This window comes from Secundilactobacillus malefermentans, assembly GCF_008033155.1.
Lineage (GTDB): Bacteria > Bacillota > Bacilli > Lactobacillales > Lactobacillaceae > Secundilactobacillus > Secundilactobacillus malefermentans.
In genome coordinates this window covers 1,922,341-1,934,505 of sequence record NZ_CP042371.1, presented here as the reverse complement: position 1 = coordinate 1,934,505, position 12,165 = coordinate 1,922,341, and the positions used below count along the sequence as shown (strand labels likewise).

Sequence of the window (12,165 nt, the reverse complement as noted above, 5' to 3'; positions counted from 1 at the left end):
AGTAAGTTGGTATTATTTTAGTAATCGGTAGCGCACCGGCGCACCAAATACTAATTTTTAAGGTGGAATTATAATATGAGCAAGTTTTATGACTTACAAGAAAAGCGTCGTTCAATCTATTCACTTGGTAAAAATGTCAAGCAGTCTCCAGATGAATTGGTATCAGTTATTCAAAAGGCGATTCAACAAGCACCAACAGCATTTCATAGCCAAACTGTTAGAGCTGTGACACTTTTCGGAGAGAGTAACGATAAACTTTGGGACATCGTTGCAAAACGCCTTAAGTCTGAAGTGCCAACCGAAGAAGCTTACCAAAAGACACTCCAAAAAATTAACTCATTTAAAGCTTCATTTGCGACAGTAATGTTCTTCACCGACACTGACGTTGTTGCAGATCTTGAAAAGAATTTCCCACTTTATGCCGATAACTTTTACGATTGGTCAGAACAAGGCCAAGGAATCGCCATCTATTCAGTATGGGAAACCTTAGCTGAAATGGACCTCGGCGCTAATCTTCAACATTACAATCCAATTATCGATGATCTTGTTAAAGAAGCTTTCAACATTCCTGATAACTGGCGTTTACGTGGCCAATTGGACTTTGGTTCAATTGAAGGTTCTGTAAACGAAAAGGAATTTATGCCAGAGTCAGAGCAGTTTAAAGTGTTTAAATAATTAAAATTAAGGGTGAGACAAAAGGCGGTTTGCTTTTGAGCATAGCCTAGATTAACGAATAATCCTGTACTTGGGATTGTTTGTTGATCGTAGCTAGGCGGAGAAAGCAGCCTTTTGGAACCCGACTAAGCAAGAATATTCGAAAATAACATAGGAGCTGGGACAAAACATTTGTTTTGTCCCAGCTCCTTTTTGTTTTTCTGATTGTGATACTATAAAGTCATAGGGTTATTAATCAGGAGGTTACAAACTATGACGCAAAAAGTAGCAATTGTTGGTGGTGGAATGGTAGGCGCAACCGTTGCCTATTATTTAAGTAAGCTACCCGGAAACACACAGCAAGAAGTAACTTTATATGATGATGGTACTGGTCAAGCTACTAAGGCTGCAGCCGGAATTATTTCACCATGGCTCTCTAAAAGACGAAATAAGCGGTGGTACGAATTGGCAAAAGCCGGAGCTGATCTATTACCACAGCTTGCACGAGAAGCAAATTTAAGTAACGCCGTTTACCAGCAAACCGGCACAATTATCACGCGGAGTAATGATGCTGATTTAGAGTCCCTGTATCAATTGGCTCAAAATAGAAGACAGGATGCCCCTCAAATGGGGACCGTTTCTCAGCTGACTTCAGAAGAAGTGAGCCAAATGATTCCATTATTACACCAACCGCATCCTGGGATATTAGTCTCTGGTGGCGCTAGAATTGATGGCGCACAATACACAGAATCACTTTTAAAAATTGCGCAAACAAAGAATTTGAAAGTTAAAAACGAAAAAGTCAGCCTAAATTCTGATGGCAATATTGTCACTGCTCGCGGAACCGTGAAATTTGATCGAGTCATCGTGGCAACTGGCGGCTGGTTGAAGCAAACACTAGAGCCTTTGGGAATTGAAGCAGATATTAGACCACAAAAGGGCCAATTAATTGAGCTGAGTGTTAAGAACTATGAAGACCATCAAGTGATGCCAGTGCTGATGCCGGAGGGCGAGCGCGACTTTATTCCATTTGGTAATGGTTCGTTAATCGTTGGCGCCACCCACGAAGATGAAAATGGATTTAACCTAGAGCAAACCTCAGAAGCAAAAAAAGATCTGTTTGCCAGTGCCAAAGCAATGGTTCCAGAGCTAACGATTGATAAGATAACTGGAATGCGCGTGGGGACGCGTGGTTATTCTAGCGATTTTGCACCATTCTTTGGACCCGTGCCGTTCTTCAGAAAAGTTTTAGTGGCAGGGGGACTTGGTTCATCTGGTCTCACAACGGGACCCATTATTGGCAAATTACTTGCCGGTTCAATCATTTTTGGCGGCGAACCAGACTGGTCAAATTACGAAAAAGAGTTAGATATTTATTTGAAGCGACTTTAATTTTTCGATTCAGCATGATGCAGGCCTTGCATCGCTAGCTGATGGGCACCTCGGTTTTGTTTTTCGGGAACCCACATTGAGAGGACTAGTTGAAATTGATCCTGAAGTTCTAGCAACTGATCAACAAGATTTTGATAATGCTTTGCGTATTTTTTCTGAATGCTATCAGCTAAAATCTGACTGTCCGTAAAAAAGCGGACGGTCATTTTTTTTGCAGCTTCTGCAGTGACATAATCACGTAAAAGAAGTTGAAATGCCAATATTGCCGCATGAAATTCTGCTTTATGATTATCACTATTTGGTAGGTCAAATTTTAATTGAATCTGTTTCCCATTTTGAATGATTAAAATTCCGCAAGCACTTACGTTAGTTTTAGGATTAGTTGCGGCATCAGTGTATAATGTAATCATGCGATTCCTCCACGAAAGGATTTAATATATATGGTAACTCAAGAGCGCCGATTTTTATATCAACCAAGTCCACTTGTTAGCATTATTAATTGGAGTTGGACAGTCATTATTTTTTTACTTGGGGTTATTTTTTGGTTAGAAATTACCCATTTTCAGTGGATTACGTTAGCTTTCTTTCTTGTTTTTGCTTTCACGTGTTGGGCTGAAATTCACTTTAGAAATATTGTGATTCAAGCCGATACCTTAATTATCAAGAAATTAATTAACCAAAGAGGTCAAAAAATCAAATTTGCACAAATATCGAACGTCACAACCACAAAGAGGAGACTTGGTTTTGTTGCCAAAGGTAAAATTTACAATTTTATTTTACCACCGAACTCTGTGATTGAGCTTGAAATGATTATTAGGAATAGTAACAACGAATCGGAGGTAATGTAATTGAAAACAGACATCGAAATTGCACAATCAAGCACCGGATTACCGATTACTCAGGTTGCTGAAAAATTAGGATTAGGGTCATCTGAGATAGAACAATATGGTGATAACAAAGCAAAGCTTAAGCTACCAATCAAAGGTAAAATTGGAGACCATAAGCTAATCTTGGTTACGTCAATCAATCCCACTCCAGCAGGAGAAGGGAAGTCAACGGTGACCGTTGGACTTGGTGATGCTTTAAACCGAATTGGCAAAAAAACTGCAGTTGCCTTACGTGAACCATCCCTCGGACCCGTTATGGGAATGAAGGGTGGCGCAACGGGTGGTGGTATGGCCCAAGTAATTCCAATGGAGGATATTAACCTCCATTTTACAGGGGACATGCACGCACTTACTGAAGCCCACAACACGCTTGCGGCTTTAATTGATAACCATTTACAACAAGGCAACGACTTAAATATCGATCCAAGAACCATCGAATGGAACCGCGTATTAGACATCAATGATCGGGCTCTTAGAAATGTCGTCATCGGACTTGGCGGTCGAACTAGTGGCGTACCACGAGAAACGAGCTTTGATATTACAGTTGCTAGTGAACTGATGGCCGTTCTGTGTTTAAGCACCGATTTAATGGATTTAAAAGTGCGCGTTAATAAAATTTTGCTTGGCTATACTTATGATAAAAAGCCAATTACAGTTGCAGACTTAAAGGTTGGCGGTGCGATTACCCTTTTACTAAAGGACGCAATCAAGCCTAACCTCGTTCAAACAATGGAACACACCCCAGCAATTATCCATGGGGGACCATTTGCTAATATTGCTCATGGCTGTAATTCGATTCTTGCAACTCAAGCTGCCCTCAAGTTGGCCAATTATGCGGTAACTGAGGCTGGATTTGGAGCAGATTTAGGTGCTGAAAAATTTCTCGATATTAAGACACCAAAACTCGGTAAAACGCCGAATGCAATTGTGATTGTCGCAACAATTCGGGCACTAAAATATAATGCTGGAATTAAATTGGCTGATTTAGGCACTGAAAATCTGGCTGCGTTGGATCAGGGTAGCATTAATTTACAACGCCATGTCCAAAATATGAAACAGTACAATGTGCCAGTCATCGTTGCGATTAACCGGTTTAGTTCGGATACGGACGCCGAGGTCTCAGCTTTAAAGCAAATCGTTGAAACCAAATTTGGTGTAGAAGCTTATGACACCACGGTTTGGGCAAATGGTGGTGCTGGGGCAACAGAGCTAGCAGAGGCGGTTGTTAAAGCTTGTGACACTGAAACGGAATTCAGACCCCTTTACTCAGAAACCGATACGTTGGAAACTGAGATGACCCAAATTGTGACAAAGATATACGGTGGTCGCAAGGTTGAATTATCAACAAAGGCCAAAAATCAATTGAGAAGGTTCAAGGAACGTGGCTGGGATAAGTTACCGATTTGCATGGCTAAGACTCAGTATTCATTTACCGATGATGCCAAGAAATTAGGTGCGCCATCAGACTTTAGTATTCACGTTCGCGAGTTTGTTCCCAAACTAGGGGCAGGGTTCATTGTTGCTCTGACTGGTAAGATATTAACAATGCCAGGTTTGCCAAAAAAACCTGCAGCACTTAACATGGACATCGACAAAACCGGAAAAATAACTGGTTTATTCTAAACGACTCTGGAGAAAAACATGATTATCCTTTTTAGTTTACTTGCAATTTTATTAATTATTATCGATCAGGTCATTAAACATGCAGTTGTTGCTAGTTTGTTTCTTGGCGGCGTTAAAACAGTGATTCCCGGATTTCTGTCAATCACTTATCTCCGAAACAATGGGGCAGCTTGGAGTATTTTGAGCGGTCAACAATGGCTATTCACAATCATTACGATTATCGCGTTGTTAGTGATGATCTATTACTTTTGGTACTTTAGAAACTATTGGCCATATTGTTTAAGCATTTCATTACTCATTGCAGGAACAATTGGTAATTTTATAGATCGAATCCGTTTAGGCTACGTTGTAGATATGTTTCAACTTGATTTTATCAATTTTCCTATATTTAATTTTGCGGATTCATGTTTGACGGTTGGCGTAATCTTACTACTGCTATTTATGCTGTTAGAAGAAAGAATGAAGAAATCTAAATGAAAACTGAACAATTTACCATCACAATTGAATCCGGTCGATTAGATAAAGTAATCAGTGATCATTTCGCGGATTGGACTCGATCCCAAGTTAAATTGGCAATTGAAGAAAATCACGTTCGCGTTAATGGGGGAAATGAGAAGCCAAAATACCTCGTTCAAAATGGGGATAAAATTGAAATTGACCGAGCTGAGCCAGTCGCATCTGGCGTCGAACCAGAGGACATTCCTTTGGACATTGTTTATGAGGATGACGACGTAATTGTCGTTAATAAACCAGCTGGAATGGTCGTTCATCCATCTGCTGGTCACCCTAACCATACACTCGTAAACGCATTACTGTACCATAGCCCATTATCAACAATTAACGGAACTTTTCGTCCAGGAATCGTTCACCGAATTGATAAGGATACAACTGGGCTTTTAATGGTTGCCAAAAATGATCACGCACACCAATCACTTGCCGCACAGCTAAAAGCTAAGACCAACAAGCGGGAATACGTTGCACTTGTGCATGGTATTGTTAAAAACGATGAGGGGACTATTAATGCGCCCATTGCCCGTTCCCTTAAGGATCGGAAAAAAATGGGAATCGTCCAGGGTGGTCGAGTCGCTATTACCCATTACCGAGTTCTGGAACGCTACCTAAACTATACTTTGGTCGCGTGTCGTCTTGAAACTGGTAGAACCCATCAAATTCGGGTACACATGAAATCAATCGGGCACCCTTTGGCGGGAGATCCGCTATACGGCCCGAAGAAAACCTTGGCAGGAACTGGTCAATATTTGCATGCTAGAGAACTTGGCTTCCGTCATCCAGTTTCTGGTAAGGAGCTCCTTTTTACGGCACCATTACCTGATGAATTTCAGAAAATGATTGATAAGCTTAGAAAACAGACCAAAAGTACCAGCCAACGTTGACTTTGTTGGGGGAGTTTAATATGCTTTAATAAATCCGACGACGGATTAATCATTTTTTGAGCGATGTATCTCTAAATTACAACCATAATATTATTTAGGAGGAAATTAGAATGGCTAAAGTAGTCGTAGACGCAATGGCAATGCAACGAGCATTAACCAGGATTACCTATGAAATCATCGAGCACAATAAGGGCATTGATGATTTAGTCATTTTGGGAATTAAGACTCGCGGTGTTTACCTGGCACAACGAATCGCGAGCAGACTTCAACAGCTTGAAGGATCAGAAGTTCCAGTTGGCGAATTAGACGTCACAATGTATCGTGATGATATTGAACACGATGGTAAAGAAAATGATCCAACGGTCACTGCCGGAAGCGTTACATTCCCAGTTGCTGGTAAAAAAGTCATTTTAGTTGATGATGTTCTTTACACGGGTCGCACAATTCGCGCTGCCTTAAGTGCAATTATTGACATGGGACGACCTGAAAGCATTAATTTAGCAGTTTTAGTTGATCGTGGTCATCGAGAACTTCCAATTCGTGCCGACTTTGTGGGCAAAAATATCCCAAGTTCCCAAAAAGAAAGAATTAGAGTTTCCGTTGAAGAAATTGACGGGCGTGACGCGGTCGAAATTTTACATAAATAAGCGATTGCGGTATTTAGGAGTGAATTAAATGGCTGAACGATACTTAATACTTGAAGATGGATCTTCTTTTAAAGGTGAAGGCTTTGGATCTAGTGCTACGACAACTGGCCAAGTTGTTTTTAATACGAGTATGACCGGTTATCAAGAAATTGTGACCGATCAAATTTATCATAATCAAATTATCGTTTTTTCTCAGCCAACCATTGGTAGTACTGGCATCAATCATGACAGCTATGAGTCTATTTTGCCAACTGCAAAAGGCATGGTCGTTAGGGATTTAGCCAGCATTTCTAAAAATCGGCAACGAAGACTTTCGCTAGATCAATTTTTGAAACAAAATAATATTCCTGGAATTAGTGGCATCGATACCCGTTACATCATTCGAAAACTCCGAAAAACCGGAACTATTAAGGGAAGTATCGTTGATGTGGACGACGATCATGCATTTGATCAATTACACGCGACTGTTTTAACGAATCAGCAGGTTGCGCAAGTTTCAACACCGAAACCATATCCTAATCCCAATACTGGTAGCAATGTGGTTGTGATTGATTTCGGCCTCAAAAATGGTATTTTGCGGCAACTTTCTAAACGGGATTGTAACGTTACTGTTCTTCCTTGGTCTGCCACCGCTGAATCAATCACCAATTTGGATCCGGATGGTGTCATTCTGTCTACTGGCCCTGGATCACCGTTTGACTTGCCTGAAACTGTTCTGGATATGATTCGGGAAATTCAATCTAAGGTGCCGCTGTTTGCGATTGGCTTGGGGCACGAATTATTTGCGCTAGCTAATAATGCAACTGTTACGCCAATGCTTTCCGAGCACCATGGTGCAAATCATCCAATTAGACAAATTATTACCAACCAAATTATCTTTGCGGCTCAGGGACAAGGGTACGCAATTGATGCAAAATCGGTTGACCGAGAAAAATTAATCATCACGTATGTAGATTTAATTAATGGCACCGTCCAGGGATTACGACATCGGGATTTCCCGGCTTTTTCTGTGCAGTTTTTCCCAGATGCTGCGCCTGGTCCTGATGATTCATTAGATATTTTTGATGAATTTACAGAAATAATGAGTACTCGAGAGGAGTAAGCGATGGTCAATCAAATACACAAAGTCTTAATAATTGGCGGCGGACATACTGACATTGGCCACGAAACTGAACTCGATGGCGTTATTTATCAAACAATTCAGACCTTCCAACGACTCGGCATTAAAACGCTTCTACTCGACAATAATCCGTACTCTATTTCTTTGGAGTCGGTTCAACCAAGTAACATGTTCATTCAGTCAGTCACTGTTGATAATGCGAGAAAGATTATCGAAAAAGAACAGCCGGATGCAATACTTCCAACAATTGGCGGGCTTTTAGCAATTCGAGTAACCCAAGAATTGCTTGAAACGGGTGTTCTTGGAGAAAATGAGGTTCGAATTCTGGGCATGCCGCCACTTGCGCTTCAACAGATTAGTAATCCAGCACTGACTCAACAGTTTTTAACTCAAATTAATCAGCCTGTCATTCGCTCTCAAGTCGTCAAAGATTTTGATGATGCATTTGATGTCCTTCGTGATATCGGCTATCCGGTTATTATAAAGTCCGTTTCTCCATGGGGAGACGCCAACCGGCAGCTTTGTGAAAATGAGGATCAATTAGATAGCGCGTTAGAAAGTGGTTTTGAACAGTCAAGAATTCATCAATGCGTGATTGAACAAAGCGTTGTGGGTAATAAAGAAATTGAAATGGTAGCTATTCGTGATAAGAGTGGCACGAAACTCTTGATTAGCGGGATTGAAAACATGGATCCAATTGGAATTCATTCCGGCGATTCAATTATGTTCGTCCCAACACAAACATTGACGGACCGTGAATTTCAAACTTTGAGGGACGCAATCCTGTCAATTATTCAAGCACTTAAAATTACTGGTGTGCTTCACACCCAATTTGCATTGAATAGTGAGACCCATAGTTATTATGTGACCAAAATAAGTCCATACTTCGATCGAAGTGTCTCACTTGCTGCAAAGGCCACGGGTTATCCATTAGCACACGTGATTGCTAACTTAGCCACTGAATTACAGTTGGCAGAAATAAAACTACCCGATAATTATGCCAAACAAATAGCACTCATGGAACCAACTGTTGATCACGTTGTTGCAAAGTTTCCACTTTGGCCATTTGAAGATGTACCAAGTGCAGATGATCATTTAAACACAGTCATGAAATCAGTGGGGTCAACCATTGGAATTGGTCGGAGTACTGAAGAAGCAATGCTGAAGGCGCTCAGATCTTCTCAACTGAGCCCTAAGGACGTTTTGCCCCAAATCAAGCTAAATGATAACGAGTTAATTGATCAGCTTATTCACGCTCGTTCTACGCAAATTTTTGCATTGGTAGAAGCGCTGCGCCGCCACTATCAAGTGGACGAGCTTTCTGAATTAACCAAGATAGATCCTTTTTATTTCTATAAAATTAAGCATTTAATAAAAATCGAAACCGAGACAATTGCAAATCCAATGGATGCTAAAACATTGGAAAAGGCAAAGTATTTCGGATTTGGTGATGGTATGATTGCAGGAATGTGGCAAGTATCGATTGATGCAATAAGAACGTTTGCGATAGAGAGTCAAATTCTACCGACATACAAAGCGGTCGAACCAACTGCTGGTGAATTTGATAAGGTATCGACCATTTATTACAGTACGTTTGAGACCGAAAATGAGTCAAAAAAGCTTGAGGCTAAATCGGCGCTCGTTGTTGGTCGGGGTGGTAACCAACTCGGACCCAATACTTCGGCAGACTACTTCACCGTCAGTCTCTTAAATCAGCTTCGCAAAGCAGACTATAAAACCATCATTATTAATACAAATCCCAATGCGCTGTCACTAATTCCACAGCTTAGCGACAAACAGTACGTCGATCCCATTCAATTAGGAGATCTTTTAAACATTATTGAGCTGGAACATCCAGAGGTCATTTTTATTCCAGGAAATCGCCATTATCTAACAAGAGAACTCAAAAAACGGCGGTTACCTGTTGTGGTCTTACCACCGGATCAAGAAGCAGGCGTTGAACTATCTGAACAAGCTAATTTAGAATTAAGTCTGTTTGTCACGGATGATGAAGTTACACCAATTGAACTAGTCAGATTATTGAGTGGCGATCACTCAAATCAGTTAGACCAAGTATCAGGTTTTAAAACGCCACCAACCTTAAGCGAAGATGAGCAGAACTTGATTATTACTCAAGCCGTTGCGGAAGCGAAAAAGCGCAACTTAAGGGGACTTGTACAGGTACTCTTTCTACAGAGTCAGGACCAAGTTAAGTTTACCGGAATTCGGCCTGCTAGATTGACAGAAATTGCCTTCCTGAACAAGGTAACTGGCGTTAATTGGATTAGAATTCTGGTACAACAAAAACTTGGCTTATTATCTCCGGACTCACTGGCGACATTTAAACTAAATTTGCATCCAGATCGAGTTGTCTTAATGCAATTTAATTACCCATTTAATCAACTAAGGGTTAAGAACCAAGCGGGTAGTTCCCAACAACAAGTGGGTGCAGAAATTGCATTTGGATCAACGGATGAAATTGCGCGTCAAGAATTAAGCAATACAGAACAGAAAAATAAGTAAGTTGATTCGTTAAATTTAGAAAATTAAAAGAAGCGCAAGAGATAAATGAAATAGTTTATCTCTTGCGCTTCTTAATTTATAGATTAGTTAGTTTCAAGTTTTGAGACAAGTGCCTCATCCGGAGTGACAAAGACTGTTTTTTGACCCTCATAAACGACGAAGCCCGGTTTAGCACCATTAGGTTTCCGAATCTTTTTAACTTGGATATAGTCAACTGGAACGGTACTTGATTGGCGTCCCTTTGAGAAATAAGCTGCTAAATTTGCAGCTTCCATTAACGTTTCCTCGCTTGGCGCTGGATCATGAATAATAACATGAGATCCTGGAATATTCTTAACGTGAAGCCATATATCGGTTTTTTTGGCTGTTTTAAGCGTTAACTGATCATTTTGTAAATTGTTTTTTCCGACCTCGATTGAAGTGCCATCTGAAGCGGTAAACTGGTCAGGTTTTGCAATTTTGTGCTTCTTCTGTTTTTTCTTGTTATCGTGCTCATGGTTCCTCAGATAACCGCCTTCTTGAAGTTCTAGTCGAATTTCAACGAGGTCGCTTGGCTTAGCTAATTCAATCTGAGACATGACGCTCTCTAAATAATCAATTTCTTCATTAGTTTCCTTCAGTTGCTCATTCACAAATGTAACAGCATTTTGTAGCTTATTATATTTTTTGAAGTATTTCTGGGCATTTTGAGAAGGAGAAATCTGGTTAGATAGCGAAATCTTCAGTGGCTTTTCTTCCTCGTAAAAATTAGGGAGTGTGATTTCTTTCATACCTCGTGTTACCTTATTCAGGTAGGTTGTTAAGATTTCCCCCTTAACGCGGAACTCATCTGCTGATTCAGTTTCAACTAGGGTTCGCTTAAGTTTTTTAACCTTGTTTTTATTCTTCTTTAGTTCATTACGAACCACATGGATTAAGGTGCTTCCCTGTTGCTGAACCCGATCTCGTTCAACTCGATCTTGGAAGTAAAAATCCAAAAGTTTACTCAATGAGTCGAAGCTATTATTTGATTCAGATTCAACATAGGGAAAAGCGGAAAACATTGTCTTGTTATTGGCAAGAAGCGAAAGGGTAGGGATTGGGTTATTAAACTGGTCAAAGAATTCTTTAAAAAGATCAGTTGAATCTCCCGGTTGGTGTAACTGTTTTGCTAGTGCAGAGGCAGTATCTTTGCCTAGTCCTTGATAACGTTTTTGCAATTCCGCCCCCAAGACATCTTCATTAGGGAACGCTTTTAGTAACTCAATTAAATCGTGAGTATCAAATTCAAACGGATTTCTCAAATTCTGAGCCGGTGGGTTAATGTAAGTACTTCCTGGTAAAAGTGTTCGATAACGATTTTGATCGGAACCAACATGTTTAATTGCATCAAGCACGGTCATTGTCGATTGATCAATTAAAATGACGTTACTATGACGGGCCATTATTTCAATGATCAAGGATAGCTGAATCGTATCACCTAGTTCATTACGGCTTGAAAAGGCAAAGTTTAGAACTCGGTCGTTCTCTAGTTGAGACACTGACTGGAGAACTGCACCGCCAAGGTACTTACGAAGCATCATCGTAAAGTTGGTTGGCTTCTCTGGATTCGCATATGGAATCTCAGAAATCTGAGCTCGCGCATAGGTTGGATTAGCTGATAAAAGTAATGGCAGATTTTTTCTATTATTCCGAAAAGTTAAGACCACTTCGTTTGGATAGGGTTGGCTAATTTTTGAAACTCGAGCTGATTGCAGTTGCGTATTTAACTCAATAGCCATTGAGTGGGTAAAGGATCCATCAAAACTCAAAAATATCACATCTTTCAAATACAAATTTATGGAGACATACAACCTTAAGTATACAGAAAATAGCCGGCCACATAAAGAATAGCTACTTAAATCGCAAATAAAGTTAAATAGATGTTCAATACAATTCAATTGATG

At 40.3% G+C, this 12,165-nt stretch carries 11 protein-coding genes; 9 read left to right on the top strand and 2 right to left on the bottom strand.

Annotated elements, in window-relative coordinates:
• Window positions 1–75 precede the first annotated feature (75 nt).
• The gene (locus FGL90_RS09480; protein ID WP_010619833.1) at window positions 76–675 is read left to right on the top strand and encodes a nitroreductase family protein; all 600 of its coding nucleotides are present in this window, start codon (window positions 76–78) and stop codon (window positions 673–675) included.
• Window positions 676–927: 252 nt separating this feature from the next.
• Window positions 928–2,046, top strand: a complete 1,119-nt coding sequence (locus FGL90_RS09475) for an NAD(P)/FAD-dependent oxidoreductase (RefSeq protein WP_010619832.1) — start codon at window positions 928–930, stop codon at window positions 2,044–2,046.
• Here the strand turns inward: FGL90_RS09475 and FGL90_RS09470 are convergent.
• Window positions 2,043–2,456 (bottom strand): ribonuclease HI family protein, encoded by a 414-nt coding sequence (locus FGL90_RS09470; RefSeq protein ID WP_010619831.1) that lies wholly within the window; start codon window positions 2,454–2,456, stop codon window positions 2,043–2,045. The two genes, FGL90_RS09475 and FGL90_RS09470, sit on opposite strands and share 4 nt — an antisense overlap.
• Before the next feature lie 30 nt (window positions 2,457–2,486).
• On the opposite strand from FGL90_RS09470, the gene FGL90_RS09465 reads away from it, so the two are divergent.
• The 7 genes from FGL90_RS09465 to FGL90_RS09435 all read left to right on the top strand — a co-directional run bounded on the left by FGL90_RS09465 (window position 2,487) and on the right by FGL90_RS09435 (window position 10,240).
• Window positions 2,487–2,894 (top strand): EbsA family protein, encoded by a 408-nt coding sequence (locus FGL90_RS09465; protein WP_147657824.1) that lies wholly within the window; start codon window positions 2,487–2,489, stop codon window positions 2,892–2,894.
• A complete protein-coding gene (locus FGL90_RS09460) occupies window positions 2,895–4,556 on the top strand; it encodes a formate--tetrahydrofolate ligase (RefSeq protein ID WP_147657822.1) in 1,662 nt (553 codons plus the stop codon).
• A 21-nt stretch (window positions 4,557–4,577) separates the two neighbouring features.
• Complete coding sequence (gene lspA / locus FGL90_RS09455; RefSeq protein WP_029327539.1) at window positions 4,578–5,033, top strand: signal peptidase II; 456 nt, start codon at window positions 4,578–4,580, stop codon at window positions 5,031–5,033.
• A complete protein-coding gene (locus tag FGL90_RS09450; protein WP_010619827.1) occupies window positions 5,030–5,950 on the top strand; it encodes an RluA family pseudouridine synthase in 921 nt (306 codons plus the stop codon). Before lspA ends, FGL90_RS09450 begins: the two co-directional genes overlap by 4 nt.
• A gap of 110 nt (window positions 5,951–6,060) precedes the next feature.
• Window positions 6,061–6,597, top strand: coding sequence for a bifunctional pyr operon transcriptional regulator/uracil phosphoribosyltransferase PyrR (gene pyrR / locus FGL90_RS09445; RefSeq protein WP_010619826.1), 537 nt, complete (start codon window positions 6,061–6,063; stop codon window positions 6,595–6,597).
• 28 nt (window positions 6,598–6,625) lie between these two features.
• Complete coding sequence (locus FGL90_RS09440) at window positions 6,626–7,699, top strand: carbamoyl phosphate synthase small subunit (RefSeq protein WP_010619825.1); 1,074 nt, start codon at window positions 6,626–6,628, stop codon at window positions 7,697–7,699.
• A gap of 3 nt (window positions 7,700–7,702) precedes the next feature.
• Window positions 7,703–10,240, top strand: coding sequence for an ATP-binding protein (locus FGL90_RS09435; protein ID WP_147657820.1), 2,538 nt, complete (start codon window positions 7,703–7,705; stop codon window positions 10,238–10,240).
• A gap of 83 nt (window positions 10,241–10,323) precedes the next feature.
• Here the strand turns inward: FGL90_RS09435 and FGL90_RS09430 are convergent, their stop codons facing one another.
• Window positions 10,324–12,030 (bottom strand): NFACT RNA binding domain-containing protein, encoded by a 1,707-nt coding sequence (locus FGL90_RS09430; RefSeq protein WP_010619823.1) that lies wholly within the window; start codon window positions 12,028–12,030, stop codon window positions 10,324–10,326.
• Window positions 12,031–12,165 lie beyond the last annotated feature (135 nt).